This is a genomic window from Lacticaseibacillus suibinensis, from assembly GCF_003946175.1.
GTDB lineage: Bacteria > Bacillota > Bacilli > Lactobacillales > Lactobacillaceae > Lacticaseibacillus > Lacticaseibacillus suibinensis.
In genome coordinates this window covers 1-18,027 of the sequence record NZ_RHOK01000030.1, presented here as the reverse complement: position 1 = coordinate 18,027, position 18,027 = coordinate 1, and the positions used below count along the sequence as shown (strand labels likewise).

The window sequence follows — 18,027 nt, the reverse complement described above, 5'->3', positions numbered from 1 at the left end:
TGAGTTGTTGGTAATGCTTGTGGGTGTTAGTCTGAGAGTGGGTCATGAAGATTCCTGCTTTCTTGTTTAGCTAGTACTAACAAGAATAGGTCTTCATGGCCTTTTTGGTCTAGTCGTCAGGGTGTTGCACTTGAATTGTAAACTGGGGGGCAAAAACATGGCTGATCAACAATATATTCTCGCCATCGACGAAGGCACGACCAGTACTCGGGCCTTGATCATCGACCACAGCGGGCAAATCGTCGCTGATGCTCAGCGCGAATTTCCTCAGTATTTCCCTAAACCTGGGTGGGTTGAACACAACGCCAACGAAATCTGGAACGCGGTGCTATCAACCATCGCCACGGCGTTTATCAACAGCGGCATCCAGCCGCGGCAAATCGCCGGCGTGGGCATCACCAACCAACGTGAAACCACGGTGGTGTGGGACAAGCAAACCGGCCTGCCAATTTATAATGCGGTGGTTTGGCAATCACGGCAAACCAGTCCCATTGCGGATAAATTGCGGGCGGACGGCTACAGTGATTTGATTCATGACCACACTGGGCTGTTGATCGACGCTTATTTCTCAGCAACCAAGATTCGTTGGATTCTCGATCAGGTGCCCGGGGCCCAGGAACGCGCTGAGCGCGGTGAATTGCTGTTTGGCACCATCGACACCTGGATTAGCTGGAAACTGTCCGGCGGCGCCATTCACGTCACCGACTACACGAATGCCAGCCGGACCATGTTGTTCAACATCCACACCCTGCAGTGGGACGAGGAAATCTTGAAGCTTTTGAACATCCCCGCTGCGATGCTGCCGGAAGTCCACAGCAACTCTGAAGTTTACGGCCAAACCGCGTCGTATCACTTTTACGGCAGTGGCGTGCCGATCGCCGGCATGGCCGGGGATCAGCAAAGCGCCTTGTTCGGCCAACTGGCTTTGGAACCGGGCATGGTTAAAAACACTTACGGCACCGGTTCATTTATCGTGATGAACACCGGCGAAACGCCAACCATGTCGGCCAATAACCTGCTGACCACCATTGGCTATGGAATCAACGGCAAAGTCAATTACGCCCTAGAAGGTTCCGTCTTCGTGGCCGGCAGTGCCATTCAGTGGCTGCGTGACGCCATGGAACTGGTGCAATCGGCGCCTGACTCCGAGCAGGCCGCCCTGCAATCCACCAGCCAAGATGAAGTGTATGTGGTCCCCGCCTTCACTGGTTTGGGTGCGCCTTACTGGGATTCCGATGCCCGTGGTGCTGTCTTTGGCCTTACGCGCGGCACCACCCGCAACGACTTCATCAAAGCCACCTTGCAATCGCTGGCATACCAAAGCCGTGATGTGGTGGAAACCATGTACAAAGACACCAACATCAAGATTCCAGCGCTGCGCGTGGACGGCGGGGCCGCCCGCAATGATTATTTGATGCAATTCCAGGCCGATATCCTCGGCACGCCAGTTGAACGCGCCGCTAACCTGGAAACCACGGCTATGGGTGCCGCCTTCCTCGCCGGCCTCGCCGTGGGCTTCTGGCAGGACACCGATGAACTGAAACACCTCATCAGCATCGGCAAACGCTTCGATCCTGAAATGACCGACGACCGCCGCAACCACCTCTACCAAGGCTGGCAGCAAGCAATTAAAGCCACCATGGCCTTTAAACCCCAGGCTGCGAAGTAAGGCCGTTTTTAGCCGGATGGATAGCCTAGCTTAACGCATTGAAGTCGCACTGTGACTTCGAGGCGGTAAGCGTAGCTAACCACTCCGGCGTTGTCCTCACGCAGCGCGATTAGGCTGCGGAGTAAGGCCGCTTTTAACCGGATGAGCAGCCTAGCTAGATGGTTTGCCACCGCTTTTTGGTGGCGGGCCAGCTAGCGTAGCTACTCACTCCGGCGTTGGCCTTACGCAGCGCGACTGGGCTGCGAAATGAGGACGCCTTTAGCCTGACAAGTAGCCTAGGAATGAGTATTGAAGCCGCTCCTTGGCTTCGAGACTCGTTCCGTAGCTACTGCCGCATGTCAGTCTATCATTTCACCTTTATTATTCGCATCATCCCTACCCTAGGGACATCATTTCACCCTTTCAAAAATCGTTTGCTCTGGGGCCTAGTTTTTTGTACGCCATTTTACCTATTCATTTTTACTAGGAGGAATCTGTTATGACTTTTTCCGCATCCACTCGTCAACAAACCATTGCCCAACTCCAAAGCACCCCGCTTGATCTGTTAATTATCGGCGGTGGCATCACCGGTGCTGGGGTCGCCATTCAAGCCGCGGCCAGCGGCATCAAAACTGGCCTGATCGAAATGCAAGACTTCGCTGAAGGGACGTCATCGCGCTCCACGAAACTGGTGCACGGCGGCATTCGCTACCTGAAGACCTTTGACGTCGGCGTCGTCAGTGACACCGTTAAGGAGCGCGCCGTGGTGCAGGGCATCGCGCCACACATTCCGCGGCCGTTCCCAATGCTGATGCCGATTTATGACGAACCAGAAGCCACCTATGACATGTTCGCCGTTAAAATCGCGATGGATCTGTACGATCGGCTCGCCGGCGTGGAAGGCACGCAGTATGCCAACTACACCATCGACAAGAGCGAAGTCCTGCAACGCGAACCTGGCCTTAAAGCCGATCATTTGCTCGGTGGTGGCGTTTATCTGGACTTTGTGAACAACGACGCCCGGCTGGTGATTGAAAACATCAAGGAAGCCGATGAACTCGGCGGTTTGATGGCCAGCCGCGTCGAAGCAGTGAAGGTGCTACACGATGCCCAAGGCCGGGCAGTTGGCGTGCTGGCCAAAGACACGTTAAGCGGCGACGAATTTGAAATTCATGCCAAAGTGATCATCAACACCACCGGGCCATGGGTCGACAAATTGCGCGCCCGCGACGCACAGCTCAAGGCCGAGCCGATGCTGCGCCCAACCAAAAGCGTGCACTTGGTGATCGACAGTAGCAAGCTGTCCGTGCCGCAGCCAACTTATTTCGACTCCGGCGTGCATGACGGCCGCATGATTTTCGTGGTGCCACGGGAAGGCAAAACCTACTTTGGTACCACTGATACCGACTTTACCGGCGACTACAAGCACCCAACGGTCACCCAGGCCGACGTGGACTATTTATTGGCGGCGCTGAATAATCGCTATCCTGACGCCCATGTCACCCTCAACGACATCGAAGCCAGTTGGGTCGGGCTGCGGCCACTCATTGCGGCCAATGGGAGCTCCGATTACAACGGCGGCGGCGCTGGCACTGGGAAGGTCTCGGCGGCTAGCTTCGATCAATTGATCAAAACGGTTAACGCCTATGAAGCCGGTGACAGCACCCGTAGCGAGGTCGAAACGGCAATCAGCAAGCTCAAAACCGCGCATGCGGAAGGTACGCTCAAGCCTTCGCAAGTTTCCCGTGGATCCGCGCTGGATACCGAAAGCGACGGCATGCTGACACTGGCTGGCGGCAAAATTACCGACTACCGTAAAATGGCCGCCGGCGCGATTGCGCTGATTATCAAGCTACTCGCCGCTGACGGGCGCAAGTTCACGGCTGTGGATAGCAAGAAGCTGCAAGTTTCTGGTGGTCATTTTGACCCGACCAACGTGACGGAAACACTGAACTTCTACACTCGCATTGCCCAAGACGCCGGCTTGCCAGAGGCCGACGCTACCGATCTGGCGAACCGCTTTGGCAGCAACACCAGCCGGGTCGTGTCTTACGCCGATGCTGGCACGGCGCCAGGGTTATCGCTGAAGGAAACCATTTCGCTGCGCTATTCAGTCAACGAAGAACTGACTTTAACGCCAGTGGACTACCTACTGCGGCGCACCAACGCGATGTTGTTCCACGCTACTGACTTGGCGATGCTGCATGATCCCGTGATCAACGAAATGGCGCGGCTGCTGCACTGGGATGAGGCCACCAAAGCGGCACTCACCCAGCAGCTCGATGCCACCATTGCTGAAACCCAACTGCAAGGATTAAAGGAGGAGCAAGCATGACTACCCCTATCATGACCCAAGCGCTCGGTGAATTCATCGGGACGCTCGTACTCGTTTTACTCGGTGACGGGGTCGTTGCCGGCGTTTCCCTCGCCCGCTCCAAAGCCAAGGATGCCGGCTGGATTGCCATCGCCCTAGGGTGGGGGCTGGCGGTGACGCTTGGCGTCTACTCCGCTGGTTACCTTGGTCCGGCGCATCTCAACCCCGCCGTTACCGTAGCGTTTGCCGTGATTGGTGTCTTCCCGTGGTCCGGGGTGGTGCCTTTCATCGTCGCTCAAATGCTGGGCGCGTTCCTCGGGGCCGCTTTGGTTTGGCTGCAATACTATCCGCACTGGGCGGAAACCAAAGACGAAGCCGCTATCTTAGGCACTTTTGCTACCGGTCCCGCCATTCGCCGGCCACTAGCGAACTTCTTCTCTGAAGCGTTAGGCACTTTGGTCCTGGTCTTCATGCTGCTGGCCTTCACCAAAGGCAAGTGGACGGATGGCCTCAACCCCATCGGCGTTGGTGCTTTGATCACCGCGATTGGCTTTTCACTTGGTGGCACCACCGGTTATGCCATTAACCCAGCGCGGGACCTCGGCCCGCGGCTGGCGCATGCGGTACTACCGATTGCTGGTAAAGGCGACTCCGATTGGGGCTACGCCTGGATTCCGGTAGTGGGGCCGCTGGTTGGCGGCGCAATTGGAGCGCTGCTCTTCACTTTAATTTAACCCGCAAAAAAGATGCCGCTGGCCCCATTTGAGGGTCGGCGGCATCTTTGATTCTGTTTTACTGGGCGGCATAGCGGCTAATGCCAACCACTTCTTCGCTTAATGTGCTGGATGGCAGCACCTTCACGGCCCCGCCTTGCGCGACGGTCATGGCGGCCAAATCATTCAGCAAGTTATTGTGCTGGGCCTGAGGACTTTCGGTTTCAATCTGATCATCCACCAAACGGCCGCGAATTCTGGCCCCTTGACGAATCACCAAGGTCGCCAGGGCGCGTTGTTGCACCGCCGCCACAATACTGCCGAGGGCATCGAGATACTTGCCGGCACCGCGGGCATTATCCAGCTGGGCCAAGAGTTTTTGCGCCTGCCGCTGGCTGTAGGCCATGCGCAGGTCATCTAGCGCCAAATCAATGGCCGCAAAGGACAGGTTGCCTGGATTCAGTTCGACTTGCATCGACCCGCTCAGGTAGCTGTTACGACTCACTTCCCGGAACAGCGCCAGGTTTTGCGGCAGACCAAACAATACCAGGCGCCGGGCATTGGGCTTGGAGTAGTGATCAGCGATATAGGTATCCACCGCTTGGTAGTAGCGGCGTTGATCCACTTCTTCTTCGCTGGCACGGTCGCTGTGACCATGATAGGAGACCTGACCGGAACCCTGGGCCACCGTGTTCACCGAACCACCACGCCGTTCTTCGCCTAACGTGCCTAGCAGGGTGAGCGGCGCGTCCTCTGGCAAGGCAGTTTTGGTCAGCTGATCGCCTAAATTCAAATACAGCTCAATGCGATCGCGTTGCAGCATTAACAAATCGAAGTCCAAATGGCGTTCGTCATCCAAAATCATCGGCAAAATCTGCGGACGCGCTGTCACCATCGCCAGTTGGCTCACCGGATATTCCAGCGCCCGCTGATAAACGCTGTGCCCATCGGTGATCAAGCCCACCCCTTGGCCGGTCACATCCACCAGCGGCTGAGCGCCCAGATGCGCATTCAACGCGCGTTCATAAAGCGAAAAATCCGCTTCTGGGGCCGTTTGCGTCATCACATCTTGAGTGTGATCGAGCAAATGCCGGATGATCAACTTGGTTTTTTCAACGCTTTGCCCTGCCTCTAAGGGAAGATACAACGTCACAAAAGGGCCGGTCTGCGCTGCGGTCAAGAAATCCTGCAAGGTTTGAACGGTTTCAGTTGCCATAACAAATTCCTCCTTCTTGTGGTGCGGCTAACTGCCACATGGGCCTACTTTAACCATAACAAGTTGCAAGTATTGAAGGCAAACTATACAGGCTGCGGAGCAAGGCTGCTCTTAGCCCGACAGGTAGCCTAAGTCTGGGCATTGAAGCCCGTTTCTGGCTTCGAGGCCCAGACTGTAGCTAACTGCTCGGGCGTTGGCCTTGCGCAGCGCGACTACAGGCTGCGGCGCGGGGCGCACTATGGGCTACGGTCTGATCAACCCTGAGACATTGCCGGCGCGCTTTGACAGCACCAAAAAAGCAGCGGCCAGCCGCTGCTTCATTGATGCTTATTTAACTGGCTTCCAAACCCAATCCAGTACTTCTGGCAGGTCCTCGCCGGTATCGCGAATATAGCTGTAGTGATGAGCCAAGGTGTCGTCCATCTTCTGCACGAACGCCCCACTCTTTTCAGCGTAGCCTGGGACATGTTCCACAATGTCCTTGGCTAGGTGGAAGCGGTCCAGTTCATTCAGCACCCGCATATCGAATGGCGTGGTAATCGCGCCTTCTTCGCGGAAGCCGTGCACATGCAAGTTGCGGTTGTGCCGGTCAAAGAAGATGTCGCGGATCAAATCTTCAAAGCCATGGAAGGCGAAGAAGACTGGCTTGTCGGTGGTGAAGTATTCATCGAATGCCTCATCAGACAATCCGAGCGGATCGCTCTTCTTGAGTTTCAGCAGATCCAAGACGTTGATAAAGCGAATCTTGAGGTCTGGGAAGTGGTCATGCAGCAGGTTAATCGCTGCCAGGCTTTCCAAGTTAGGCTCGGTCCCAGCGGCAGCAATCACCACATCGGGTTCGGCGTTGTCATCGGTGGAAGCCCAGTCAATGCGCTTCAAGCCGTTCTTGGCCAGAACTTCCGCTTCCTCAATGGAGTAGAATTGCGGCCGCGGCTGCTTGGAGGTGATCAGCAGGTTGATGGTGTTTTCACTGGTGAAGAGACTCGGCGAAATGGCCAGCAAGGAGTTGGCATCGGCGGGCAGATACTCGCGAATGTATTCGCCTTTCTTTTCCGCCAAATGCGTCAGTACACCTGGATCCATATGGGTGTAGCCGTTGTGGTCTTGCTGGAAGGACGTCGACGTGGACACCACGTTCAAGGACGGATATGGGCGGTGCCAAGGCTGTTCATGTGCCTCCCGCAACCACTTGAAGTGCTGCGTCAGCATGGAATCTACCACCCGCAGGAAGGCTTCATAGGAGGTGAAGACCCCGTGGCGGCCGGTCAAGGTGTAGCCTTCCAAGAACCCTTCAGCCTGGTGTTCCGACAGCTGGGAGTCAATGATGCGGCCAGAGTTGCTCATGTCTTCATCCGAGCCATTGGTCGAAATGCGTTCTAACCACTGGCGGTTCGTTGCATCAAACAAGCCATACAGGCGGTTGGACATGGTTTCGTCCGGGCCAAAGACGCGGAAGTTATCTGGGTTAAGTTTGATCAAATCGCGCAGGTAATCGGACCAGATGATCATATCCTGCTTGACGTTCTTGCCGCGTTCGCTGTTATCAAGGGCATACTGATGGTAATCAGGCAGTACCAATGGCTTGGCGTGGTAGCCCATGTTGGTGATGGGGTTAGCGGCCATGCGCTTGTCGCCAGTTGGTGTCAGGGCCTTGAGTTCTGGCTTCAACACACCATTGTCATCAAAGACATCTTCTGGATGGTAAGACTTCAGCCAAGCCACCAATTCGTCGGCGTGACTCATATCGTCGCGCTTCACTGGAATTGGAATCTGGTGAGCACGGAAGGAGCCTTCAATCTTGTTACCAGCCCATTCCTTCGGGCCCGTCCAGCCTTTTGGCGTGCGGACAATCAGTACTGGCCAGTTTGGCATGGTGGCATCGCCGGTTTCCCGGGCGTGCTTTTGGATGGCCTTGATCTTTTCGATGATGGTATCCAAAGTCTTCGCCATTTCTGGGTTGAGCTTTTCTGGATCGTCGCCTTCAACGAAGTATGGCTCCCAACCCATACCTTCGTAATACTTACGCAAGTCGTCATCCGACTTGCGTGACAGAATGGTTGGGTTGGAAATCTTAAACCCATTCATGTGCACGATGGGCAGCACGGCCCCATCGGTAATCGGGTTGATGAAGGTGTTAGAGAACCAACTTGCAGCCAGCGGACCAGTTTCGCTTTCGCCATCCCCAATCACCGTCGCGGCGATGACATCAGGATTGTCCAAAATCGCGCCAGTCGCGTGGCTTAAGGAATAACCGAGTTCGCCGCCTTCGTGAATCGAGCCAGGAATCTGGGCATTGGCATGGGAAGCCGCGCCACCTGGGAAGCTGAAGCGCTTGAACAACAGCTTCATGCCAGTTTCATTTTCCGGCATTTCAGGGTAGGTTTCGCTGTAAGTGCCATCGAGGTAAGCGTTGGAAATCATGACTTGGCCGCCGTGACCTGGGCCTTCGATGTAGAACATGTTCAGATCATACTTGTTGATCAGCCGATTCAGATGGGTGTAGATGAAGTTTTGCCCAGCGATGGTGCCCCAGTGGCCGAGCGGGTTGAACTTCACATCGCTTGATTCAAGCGGCCGCTTCAACAGCGGGTTATCCCGCAAGTAAAGCTGCCCCACGGAAATATAGTTCACCGCGTTCCAATAACGCGTCATTTTATCAAAATATGCCTTGGACGAGTAATCAACGGTTGCCGTCATGCTAGTCCCTCACTTTCTTAACTTGTGGCCTCAGTATACCACAGAAAACGGAAATAATACTTACTTTCGCTTAAAATCACTTAAAAAGCCGTGAACCCGGCCACTCCTACAAGTTTAATTTTACCGCGGGCCAGTCCACGAGCCGAACATTCTGCCTCATCTGGCAAAGAACTGCCGATTCCCCCTGACAGTTAGCGCCAGTTTTTGATACAATGAAAGCGGTTGAGAAATTTGTAGGAACAATTTAATTAGGAGGTCACAATGAGTTTTCCTAAAGGATTTTTATGGGGCGGCGCGACTGCTGCCAACCAGTATGAAGGCGGCTTTGATGAAGGCGGCAAAGGCCTCACCGCAGTTGATGTGATGACCAATGGATCCGCCACGACACCGCGCCAGGTGACATGGACCCGCGCTGATGGCACCACCGGCCAATCGCCGATGGTGTGGGGCGCCGACTTCAAGGTGCCGGCTGATGCAACGCCGGCCATGGTACCAGACGCATACTACCCAAGCCACGGCGGCACCGATTTTTACCATCATTATCAAGAAGATATTGAATTGATGGCTAAGGCGGGCTTCACCACCTTCCGCTTCTCGATTGCTTGGAGCCGCATTTTCCCGACCGGCGAAGAAACCACGCCGAACGAAGCGGGCCTCGACTTCTACGAAAAAGTGATCGACTTGTGTGTGCAAAACCACATCGAGCCTTGCATCACGTTGCAGCATTATGACACCCCGCTAGCCCTCGTGCAAAAATATGGCGGCTGGCAGGACCGGCGCCTGGTGGACCTATTCGCTCATTACGCGGCGGTGGTCTTCAAGCGTTATGCCGGCAAGGTGCATTACTACACCACCTTCAATGAAATCAATGCCATGGATGAAGCGCCCTACTTAGGCGGCGGCTTAACCGACCCGACGCCGCAAAACCGCGCGCAAGGCGCCCATAACCAGTTCTTGGCCTCTGCCAAAGCGGTTCGCGCCGCGCACGAACTGAACGCTGACATCCAAGTCGGCATGATGCTGGCTTACCAGCCGGTGTATGCTGAAACCTGCAACCCGGCTGATCAGCTCGCCGTGATGCAAAACATGGAACACGGCCTGTTTTACGCCGACGTGCAAGCCGGCGGTGCCTATCCGAAAGCCCGCCTGATTCAGTATGAAAAAGCCGGCATCCACTTGGACATCACGCCAGAAGATGCAGCCTTGCTGCGGACTTACCCGGCCGACTTCCTGGGCTTCTCCTGCTACACCTCATCGGTCATTACTGCTGACCCGACGCGGGATGAAAACGCCCAAGGCAACCTTGGCGGCGGCACCGTGAAAAACCCTTATCTAGAAACCAACGCCTGGGGTTGGGCGACCGACCCGATTGTGCTAAGGCTGGCGCTGAACACCTTATGGCATCGGTATCACAAGCCGCTGTTCGTGGTCGAAAACGGTCTCGGCTGGGCGGATGAAGTGGCCGCGGATGGGCAGATTCACGATGACTACCGCATCAACTACCTGCGTTATGCCGTGCAGGCCATGAAAGCGGCCATCACCGAAGATGGCGTCGAGATGATTGGCTACGCGCTTTGGAGTGCCATCGATTTGGTTTCCAACGGCACCGGCGAAATGAAGAAGCGCTATGGTTTGGTTTACGTCGATCGCGACGACTGGGGCAATGGCTCCCTGAAGCGCACGCCGAAGGACTCTTACCACTGGTACCAAAAAGTCATCGCTTCGAATGGCGACGACCTCGCTTAACTGTAATGAAAAGCCTGACTTCCCGCGGGAAATCAGGCTTTTTCTTATGCTTTTGGCAACCGTTCAAACACATCACGGACGATCATTAGTTCTTCATTGGTGGGAATCACCAAGGTTTTCACCGTTGCCTCTGCGGTCGACAAATCGATTTCCTTACCGCGGGCTTTGTTTTTGACCGCATCCACTGTGGCCCCTAAGTAGCCAAGGTGGCGCAAAATGCGGGCGCGCATGTCGCCGCCGTTTTCGCCCACGCCGCCAGTGAAGACCAGGACGTCGACGCCGTTCATCAACGCCGTGTAGCTGCCGACATACTTCGCCACCCGGTTGGCGTAGATATCCAGCGCCAGCTTGGCTTGTGGGTCGGTGTCTTCAACGGCTTCCAAGTCACGTTGATCCGGCGATAACTCGGAAATGCCGAGCAGACCAGATTCTTTGTTGAGCAGCGTAATCATTTTGTTGATATCCGGTTCATGTAGCTTCGCCATCAAATACGCCACCAAGGACGGATCGATATCCCCGCTGCGAGTGCCCATGGTGACGCCGGCTAGTGGCGTGAACCCCATTGAGGTATCCACCGAGCGGCCGTGTTCGACTGCAGTGACACTGGAGCCTGAGCCCAGGTGCATCACAATCATTTTGAGCTGAGCCAGAGGCTGATTCAGGAACTCAGCGGCGCGGGCAGACACATAGCGCACCGACGTCCCATGAGCCCCATACTTGCGCGCGCCGAAGCGCTGATAATAAGCGTACGGAATACTGTAGAGGTAGTTTTCCGCCGGCATGGTTTGGTGAAAGGCGGTGTCAAACACCGCTACCTGGGTGGCCCAAGGCATCAAGCGCCGGAATACCGCGATGTATTCGGCTTCGACCGGATTATGTAGCGGCGCATAGTCGCCGAGGTCCCGAATGCTGCGCAGCACTTCATCATCGATAACCACCGATTGATTGAAGCGTTCGCCGCCGGCCACCACCCGATGGCCGACGCCGGTGATTTCGTGCAAGTGTTCAACGAGGCCTAGCGCTTTGATCTGGGTCATCACATCGGCCACCGCTTCGTGAAAATTGCGAATCGAATGACCCGAGCGATAGACGTGGCTGCCGTATTTGATCTTCACCGTGGATTCGGCCTGACCAAGCCGATCGATCAAGCCATCGGCCAATTGCCGCTCCGAAGGCATGTCAAAGAGCTTCCATTTCAATGTCGAACTGCCTGCGTTGACCGCTAATACTTTTGCCATCGTCCTCACTCCTTGAATTGTGCACGCTATCATTGTACACTATTTATCTTGATCTTGGGCGTCGTGCTGGTGGTGCCAAGCCTTAATCTGCTCCAGCCGGGCTTTGACCTTGGCTTCGCTGCCTTGGTCAGTGGGATGGTAGTAATGCTGGTTAATTAAATTATCCGGCATTGTCTGCATCGTGGTCAACTTATCCGGGTTTTCATGGGCATATTGGTAATCTTTACCATAACCCAAATCCTTCATCAGCCCGGTCACGCCATTGCGAATCTGCAGTGGCACCGGCTCGGCCAACGTTTCGGTGGCATCCTTTTTCGCCGCTTCATAAGCGGTGTACAGCGCATTCGACTTCGGTGCCAAACTCAGGTACACCACCGCATGCGTCAGATGCACCGAGCATTCCGGCATGCCGATGAACTGGCAGGCTTGAAACACGCTGGTGGTGATCTCCAGCGCCCGACTGTCGGCCATGCCGATATCCTCGGAGGCAAAGCGCACCAGCCGCCGGGCAATGTACAGCGGGTCCTCGCCTGCTTCCAGCATCCGCGCCAGCCAGTACACTGCCGCATCGACATCGGAGTTGCGCATCGACTTGTGCAGCGCCGAAATCAGGTTATAATGTTCCTCGCCGTTCTTGTCGTAAAGCAGCGCCTTTTTGGTCAGCAGCTGACTGACGGCACTTTGATCCACCACGATGGGCTCGTCCGCGGCGCCCATGGCATTGGTGACCGCCATTTCCAAAGTATTCAAGGCAATGCGGGCATCCCCGTTGGCGAACTCGGCAATTTGGCCGATCAGCTCATCCGCGATTTGCACATGCTGCAAGCCGTAACCCCGCGGATCGGTCAGCGCGCGCTGCAGCAACTCGGTCAGATCCGCCGTCGTCAGCGGCTTCATCACAAACACCCGGGTGCGCGACAGCAGCGCGGCGTTGACTTCAAAGGACGGATTTTCTGTGGTGGCGCCGATCAGTGTGATACTGCCGCGCTCCACATACGGCAAAAAGGCATCCTGTTGCGCCTTGTTGAACCGGTGAATTTCGTCGACGAAGACGATGGTTTTCTGGCCTAAGGCACGGTTTTGCTCCGCTTCGGCCATCACTTTTTTAATTTCACTAATGCCAGAGGTCACCGCGGAAAATGTGACAAATTCCGCCTTGGTTTGCCGGGCAATGATCTGGGCCAGCGTTGTTTTGCCTACGCCTGGCGGGCCCCAGAAAATCAGCGACGGCACTTCGTCGTTTTCAATCAACTTGGTCAGCACCCGATCCGGCCCAATCAAATGCTGCTGGCCGACAAATTCCGCCAAGGTCTGCGGCCGCATGCGGCTGGCCAACGGCTGAAATTGCGCGGCTTCGTTTTCGAATAAAGAGGCCATTTTGCCACCTTCCTTTACTCTCAATAGTACCATGCACGAGGGTGGCCGCAGAATATGCTACACTAGGAATACCAAAAACTCTGAAAAGAAGAGGCGACTATCATGGCAGCTGCAAGTCAATTCCCTCGAGGCGAATTCACCGCCTTTTCTACCGCCAAAATGACCTATTTCATGTTGATGCGCGAAGACACCACCCGCGCCGACATCGAGGCCTTCTTCGGCGCGGATGCCCGCTACGTCGCATTGACCCCCATGCCCAGCGTCGAAATCCACATTCCCAAAGCCGAAGCGCAAACCGCCGTGCCTGGCAACCTCATTGCCAAGTTCGTCAACGGTAAATACAAGGTCATGACCGCCGATTACTACGATCACAACTTCAACGCCCCGATTACCGATAAGGATAATGAAGGGATATTTTAAACAACCAAGCTGCGAAGTGAGGCCGGTTTTAGCCGGATGGGTAGCCTAGCTTAACGCATTGAAGTCGCACTTTGACTTCGAGGCGTTAAGCGTAGCTGGCCACTCCGGCGTTGGCCTCACGCAGCGCGACTACTGGCTGCGAAGTGGAGCCGCCCTTAGCCGGATGATTAGCCTAGCGAGAAGCATTGAAGTCGCACTTTGGCTTCGAGGTACTGGACGTAACTAGACACTCATCCGTTGCCGCTCTGAGTGCAACTACGGGCTGGAACAGACTTACCTTGCCACTTCAGTTGCGCTGCGCTGGGCAACGCCCGAGCAGCTAGCTACAGTCTGGGCCTCGAAGCCAAGCCCAGGCTTCAATGCCCAGACTTAGGCTACCTGTCGGGCTAAGTGCGCCCAGCTCCACAGCCTTACCTTTGGAGGTTCTCATGCCAAATTTTGAAAAGTACCATCCCCTACTCTCTGTTCATTACGAACTGGACTGGCTGACTAATTTTAAACTCAAACCGGTGGCCGCCTTGCGTGCTGATAAAACGCAGGCTTGGATTTCTGGCCGCACTCGTGATACCAGCATTCCGGAAACAGCGCGCTATGTGAACCAGTCAATGCGCCTGGTGATGGGCAACAAAGCCCTGCTTTACGGCATCGGTGATCGTAAAACCCATGATTTTTTGGGTAGCATCTGCCTGTGGCAATTCGACGCTGGCATGACCAAGGGGCAAATGCGCTTTGAGCAACTGCCAAGCACCCCACCAGCGGTGATGACCGAAATCATTCCCCGAGTGGCCGGTTTTGCCTTCTTTGAACTCGGTCTGAGCGAACTTTACGCGATTATTCCGGAAACCGCGACCGCTTCACTCAATCTGCTGAAACAGTTCGGTTTTACCGCTGCGCCAGCCAACCACAGCCGGACCTTACCGGATGGGCAAAAGGTACCACTGCTGCGTTTAACCCTGCAGCGCCAGCAAGTGGCAACCGACCCGACGTTCCATTTTTAAGCCACAGCAAAGGCCCGCGAACAATTTCGCGGGCCTTTTGCGTTCACGCTTTTGTTTTCACTGTAGCTGGGGCTTGCAGCCTAAGCCAGCACAGTCCTAACAGGACAACGCTCCAGCCAATCAGCACTGCAATTCCGCCCCGCACCTCAAACAACGACCAGCTGGCTTGATGCAACAGCACCGGGCCGGGCTGCAGGTAGGCACTCGGCAGAAACCGAGCCAGCGGGCGCACCAAGCCGGCGGTTAAGAAAGCGGCATTTGCTGCGAGAATGATGGCCCCACCGCTGGCTAAGGTCGCGCCGGTGCTGCGCGTGAACAAATCCACCAAGGCAGCTAGGGCGGCGAGCACGAACGCGTCAAGCAAGAACAAGCCGCTCCATTGCAGACCATATTGCCCGATGGTGACCGTCGCGACTGTGTTGCCGGTAGGGGCGTAAACCAGCGGATAGGCCCAGCTGCCCCAGCCATCATGCCAGCCAATCAGCAGGTAAACACTGCCGACCGCCGCGGCCAGCGTCAGCAAACCCAGCAGTCCGGCCGCCGCCACCCGTGCTAGTAGCAAAGAAAACTGGCCATGCGGCAGGTTTTGCCTCAGCGCTTCGGTATGCTGGCGGCGATCCAGCGCAAAACCTTCCGCCAGCAACACAACCAAGACCGCCAGCAGTAGCAGCACTGTTCGCCCGGAACGCATTTCCGCCGTTAGATAGCTTGCCGCAGGAAGCCGGAGGGCGTTGAAGTACTGCTGGTGCCGATGCTGTTTGAGCAGCGTTTGATATAACAGCACCGTTTCCTTGCGGCCGAGCACCGAGGCGTCAAAGGCCTCACCTTCAATTTTGAAGAGCACCAGCTGATCACCACGCCCCGCTTCGGTTTCTTTGAGTTGATAGCGCGCCAGCTTCAACACCGTACGATTGAGCGGATCGGGATTAGTCACCGCCATCCCGGCCGTGCCTTGCTCAGCCGAAGCCGCCAGCCGCACGTCATCAATCATCGCCTTTTGCTTGGCCTTATTCGCCAGCAGCGCCGCATCAGCTTTGCTCGGCGTTTTGTCTTTGCGGAGCTGGGTGATATCGTGATCCAGTTGCGTCATGGTTTGCGTGAAATTATCAAACTGTCGCACCGCTCCGATATCGCCGTCATTGATGGAATAGAAAAAACTGATGAGCAGCACTAGCATGAACGCTAAGTAGCCGACGATGGTGGTGCTGGTGCGGGCGAGGCGTTTGAAATCGAGCGCGAATTGACTAAGCATGCGCCTCCTCCCCCAAGAAAATGCGGCCGTATTCTGCCATCATGTCCTGCCCGGTGTTAGCTTCCGCCAAAATCGTTTGGTCTTTAAGAAAGAACACGTTGTCAGACACCCGCGCCACGCTATCCATCTGATGCGATGACACCAAGAGCGTCTTGCCAGCCGCTTTTTGCTCGGCAAAAATCCGTTCGAATTGGCGGATGCTGGTGGGGTCAAGGCCATTTAGCGGTTCATCAATCAGCATCAACTGGGCATCTGCCACCAAATACATCGCCAGCAAAGCATGTTGTTTCATCCCGAGCGACAAATCGCGAATGCGCTTCTTGTAATAGCCGTTCATACCGAGACTGGCGATGGTGGTGTGCAGGTCGACGCCGGAGTGCCACATTTTACGCACATATTTCAGATGATCGATCACGGTTAAATCCGCGTAGAGCTGGTTGGAATTCTCCAGAAAGAACAACTGCCCCAAGTAAGCCTTGCGCTTTTGGTACAGATCGATGCCGTTCAGCGTCATCACCTTCGGCCCACTTGGCAACAAGCCACACAAACAGCGGAGCAACGTGGTTTTGCCTGTCCCATTCGGGGCCACCAGCCCGGTGATCGAGCCATCGGGCAACGTGAAACTTAAATCATTCAAAATCACTTGGTGTCCAAACGCAAAATTCAAATGCTGCACCTTAAGCATGCGCCCTGCCCCCTTTCGTCCGTCCGCTGCGGCGATGATCGCGCAACCAAATGGCGCCAGCGGCCAGCCCCCAAGCAAGCACACCGAACCCCAAGAACAACAACAGCCATTGCCACGGCTTTTGATCAACAAACGTCACCTGCCGCGTCAGCATATCCGGCAACAAGGTGTACTTCGCCGGCACAAAATCTTGCCAGGTCAGTGGCACCAGATTGAGCAAACCTAGTTGCCGGGCAAACGTGACCACTGCCAACGCAAAACACAGCGCCACTGGCCGCCGCAAGCCCATGCTCAACAGATAAGCCAAGCCGGCGAGGAAAAAAGCCCAGACATTCAGTGCCAGCCACTCCAAACTCAAAAATTGCCACAAAGCCATGGCAAAGATTTCGCCATGCCAGTCGTAGATATAAGGAACCAGCAGCGAGCCAAAGTTCTGATCGGGCCACAACGCAAAGAAAGTCATCGCTAGAATGACAGCCCCCACCACAGCCAGGTTGAACCACGCCAGCAATGGCACAAATTTAGCCAACGCCAGTTTCAAATCGCTTTCTGGAATCGTGCGCATAAACTGTGCTGTGCCATTGCCGGCTTCTTTGGTGTAAGTCAGGCCAAGCATCAGGACTAACACCGCCAGCATGACCAAGAAAAAGGTCGACTTTTCCAATTGTGCCGTGATGGCTTGCCCAGCGCCGCTTTGCAGTCCCAGCGCCGGCAGTCGGTTCACCTTGTGCGCCACTAAGTATTCATAAGGCGCTCGCAACGCCGCAACGGAATGCAGCGGAGAAATCGGGCGACCGTATTCAACAATCATCAAGAGGTTAGCATCCGTCCACCGTATGCCATCAGTGGTGGAATCATTCAAGGCTTTGATAATCTGCTGATCAATCGTTAAATAATCCCCATGGCGAAAAGCTTTCACCATGACCTGATAGCGTCGTCCTGACCGCCGCGTTTGTTCAAGATTTAATGGCTTCACCGCTTTGGTTGCAGTCGGTGAGTAAGTCTGCGAGCCATTTTCAATCCAATGCTGCACCATGCGCTTTTCCGAACTCACCGTCACCGGCCAATAATTATATTTTTGGTAGTCCACCGGCACTGGCTGCCAGTGAATCGCCGGCACGATCAACACCAAAAAGCCCAGCAGCAAGCCCACTAACCCCAGCTGCCACGGCGGGCGTTTCCATTCAAATGCTACCGCATTTTTCATAGCCCATTCTCCAAACAATAAGACTTTTTCTCATTATACGCCCAGATTATTAATAATGCTCTCATAATAATAAAGCGTTTTACATTTTTTAGTCAGTTTGCTTGGCGCACCCTGGGCAGTTAAAAAAGGCCTGGTCGCAGCCAGACCTTCCTTACATCAACGCCATGAACACAAAATCCAAGATGAAGCCGGCGGTGACCACCCACAGCACCGGATGGACCGTTTTCGCCTTGCCGGTAATGAGTTTAATCAAGCAGTAGAAAATGAATCCGGCCGCGATGCCGTATGAGATGTTGTACACCAGCGCCATCACGATCGATGCCATGAACGCCGGCACGGCTTCGCTTAAATCGCTCCAATCGATTTCCTTCCCCAGTTTACAATTCAAGTGCAACACCCTGACGACTAGACCAAAAAGGCCATGAAGACCTATTCTTGTTAGTACTAGCTAAACAAGAAAGCAGGAATCTTCATGACCCACTCTCAGACTAACACCCACAAGCATTACCAACAACT

General features: G+C 55.1%; 13 protein-coding genes and 1 pseudogene. 6 read left to right on the top strand and 8 right to left on the bottom strand.

Annotated features, from left to right (window positions below; genetic code table 11):
- Positions 1-157 precede the first annotated feature (157 nt).
- From glpK to EKM90_RS11595, 3 genes are all read left to right on the top strand, one after another.
- Positions 158-1,669 (top strand): glycerol kinase GlpK, encoded by a 1,512-nt coding sequence (gene glpK, locus EKM90_RS11605; protein WP_125582821.1) that lies wholly within the window; start codon positions 158-160, stop codon positions 1,667-1,669.
- 478 nt (positions 1,670-2,147) lie between these two features.
- Positions 2,148-3,983: a type 1 glycerol-3-phosphate oxidase gene (glpO, locus tag EKM90_RS11600; protein WP_125582819.1), complete on the top strand. Its 1,836-nt coding sequence runs from the start codon at positions 2,148-2,150 to the stop codon at positions 3,981-3,983.
- 8 nt (positions 3,984-3,991) lie between these two features.
- Positions 3,992-4,696 (top strand): MIP/aquaporin family protein, encoded by a 705-nt coding sequence (locus EKM90_RS11595; RefSeq protein WP_125582823.1) that lies wholly within the window; start codon positions 3,992-3,994, stop codon positions 4,694-4,696.
- Positions 4,697-4,754: 58 nt separating this feature from the next.
- Here EKM90_RS11595 and EKM90_RS11590 read toward each other — a convergent pair whose 3' ends face one another.
- Both EKM90_RS11590 and EKM90_RS11585 read right to left on the bottom strand, forming a co-directional pair.
- Positions 4,755-5,891 carry a baeRF6 domain-containing protein gene (locus EKM90_RS11590; protein WP_125582817.1) on the bottom strand — a complete coding sequence of 379 codons (1,137 nt, stop codon included), beginning with the start codon at positions 5,889-5,891 and terminating at the stop codon, positions 4,755-4,757.
- Positions 5,892-6,218: 327 nt separating this feature from the next.
- Complete coding sequence (locus EKM90_RS11585; RefSeq protein ID WP_125582815.1) at positions 6,219-8,588, bottom strand: phosphoketolase family protein; 2,370 nt, start codon at positions 8,586-8,588, stop codon at positions 6,219-6,221.
- Positions 8,589-8,849: 261 nt separating this feature from the next.
- Here EKM90_RS11585 and EKM90_RS11580 point away from each other — a divergent pair, with 261 nt between their 5' ends.
- The gene (locus EKM90_RS11580) at positions 8,850-10,334 is read left to right on the top strand and encodes a glycoside hydrolase family 1 protein (protein ID WP_125582813.1); all 1,485 of its coding nucleotides are present in this window, start codon (positions 8,850-8,852) and stop codon (positions 10,332-10,334) included.
- 44 nt (positions 10,335-10,378) lie between these two features.
- Here EKM90_RS11580 and EKM90_RS11575 read toward each other — a convergent pair whose 3' ends face one another.
- Both EKM90_RS11575 and EKM90_RS11570 read right to left on the bottom strand, forming a co-directional pair.
- A complete protein-coding gene (locus EKM90_RS11575) occupies positions 10,379-11,572 on the bottom strand; it encodes an acetate/propionate family kinase (RefSeq protein WP_125582811.1) in 1,194 nt (397 codons plus the stop codon).
- Between the two features lie 39 nt (positions 11,573-11,611).
- A complete protein-coding gene (locus EKM90_RS11570) occupies positions 11,612-12,949 on the bottom strand; it encodes a replication-associated recombination protein A (protein ID WP_125582809.1) in 1,338 nt (445 codons plus the stop codon).
- Between the two features lie 102 nt (positions 12,950-13,051).
- Here EKM90_RS11570 and EKM90_RS11565 point away from each other — a divergent pair, with 102 nt between their 5' ends.
- Positions 13,052-13,369, top strand: a complete 318-nt coding sequence (locus tag EKM90_RS11565) for a hypothetical protein (protein WP_125582807.1) — start codon at positions 13,052-13,054, stop codon at positions 13,367-13,369.
- Positions 13,370-13,797: 428 nt separating this feature from the next.
- Positions 13,798-14,367 (top strand): GNAT family N-acetyltransferase, encoded by a 570-nt coding sequence (locus tag EKM90_RS11560; protein WP_125582805.1) that lies wholly within the window; start codon positions 13,798-13,800, stop codon positions 14,365-14,367.
- Between the two features lie 43 nt (positions 14,368-14,410).
- Here the strand turns inward: EKM90_RS11560 and EKM90_RS11555 are convergent, their stop codons facing one another.
- From EKM90_RS11555 to EKM90_RS11540, 4 genes and pseudogenes are all read right to left on the bottom strand, one after another.
- A complete protein-coding gene (locus EKM90_RS11555) occupies positions 14,411-15,619 on the bottom strand; it encodes a hypothetical protein (RefSeq protein ID WP_125582804.1) in 1,209 nt (402 codons plus the stop codon).
- Positions 15,612-16,304, bottom strand: coding sequence for an ABC transporter ATP-binding protein (locus EKM90_RS11550; RefSeq protein WP_125582802.1), 693 nt, complete (start codon positions 16,302-16,304; stop codon positions 15,612-15,614). The genes EKM90_RS11555 and EKM90_RS11550 overlap by 8 nt, the downstream gene beginning before the upstream one ends.
- On the bottom strand, positions 16,297-17,511 hold the full coding sequence (locus EKM90_RS11545; protein WP_125582800.1) for a hypothetical protein: 1,215 nt from the start codon (positions 17,509-17,511) through the stop codon (positions 16,297-16,299). Before EKM90_RS11545 ends, EKM90_RS11550 begins: the two co-directional genes overlap by 8 nt.
- 151 nt (positions 17,512-17,662) lie before the next feature.
- Positions 17,663-17,881 (bottom strand): annotated as a pseudogene (locus EKM90_RS11540) (NCS2 family permease); the annotation flags it as partial.
- Positions 17,882-18,027 lie beyond the last annotated feature (146 nt).

Excerpts from the sequence above, each read along its gene's own strand:
- glpK (WP_125582821.1), top strand. The coding sequence starts at position 158 with ATGGCTGATCAACAATATATTCTCGCCATCGACGAAGGCACGACCAGT.
- glpO (WP_125582819.1), top strand. The coding sequence starts at position 2,148 with ATGACTTTTTCCGCATCCACTCGTCAACAAACCATTGCCCAACTCCAA.
- EKM90_RS11590 (WP_125582817.1), bottom strand. The coding sequence starts at position 5,891 with ATGGCAACTGAAACCGTTCAAACCTTGCAGGATTTCTTGACCGCAGCG.
- EKM90_RS11585 (WP_125582815.1), bottom strand. The coding sequence starts at position 8,588 with ATGACGGCAACCGTTGATTACTCGTCCAAGGCATATTTTGATAAAATG.
- EKM90_RS11580 (WP_125582813.1), top strand. The coding sequence starts at position 8,850 with ATGAGTTTTCCTAAAGGATTTTTATGGGGCGGCGCGACTGCTGCCAAC.
- EKM90_RS11575 (WP_125582811.1), bottom strand. The coding sequence starts at position 11,572 with ATGGCAAAAGTATTAGCGGTCAACGCAGGCAGTTCGACATTGAAATGG.
- EKM90_RS11570 (WP_125582809.1), bottom strand. The coding sequence starts at position 12,949 with ATGGCCTCTTTATTCGAAAACGAAGCCGCGCAATTTCAGCCGTTGGCC.
- EKM90_RS11565 (WP_125582807.1), top strand. The coding sequence starts at position 13,052 with ATGGCAGCTGCAAGTCAATTCCCTCGAGGCGAATTCACCGCCTTTTCT.
- EKM90_RS11560 (WP_125582805.1), top strand. The coding sequence starts at position 13,798 with ATGCCAAATTTTGAAAAGTACCATCCCCTACTCTCTGTTCATTACGAA.
- EKM90_RS11555 (WP_125582804.1), bottom strand. The coding sequence starts at position 15,619 with ATGCTTAGTCAATTCGCGCTCGATTTCAAACGCCTCGCCCGCACCAGC.
- EKM90_RS11550 (WP_125582802.1), bottom strand. The coding sequence starts at position 16,304 with ATGCTTAAGGTGCAGCATTTGAATTTTGCGTTTGGACACCAAGTGATT.
- EKM90_RS11545 (WP_125582800.1), bottom strand. The coding sequence starts at position 17,511 with ATGAAAAATGCGGTAGCATTTGAATGGAAACGCCCGCCGTGGCAGCTG.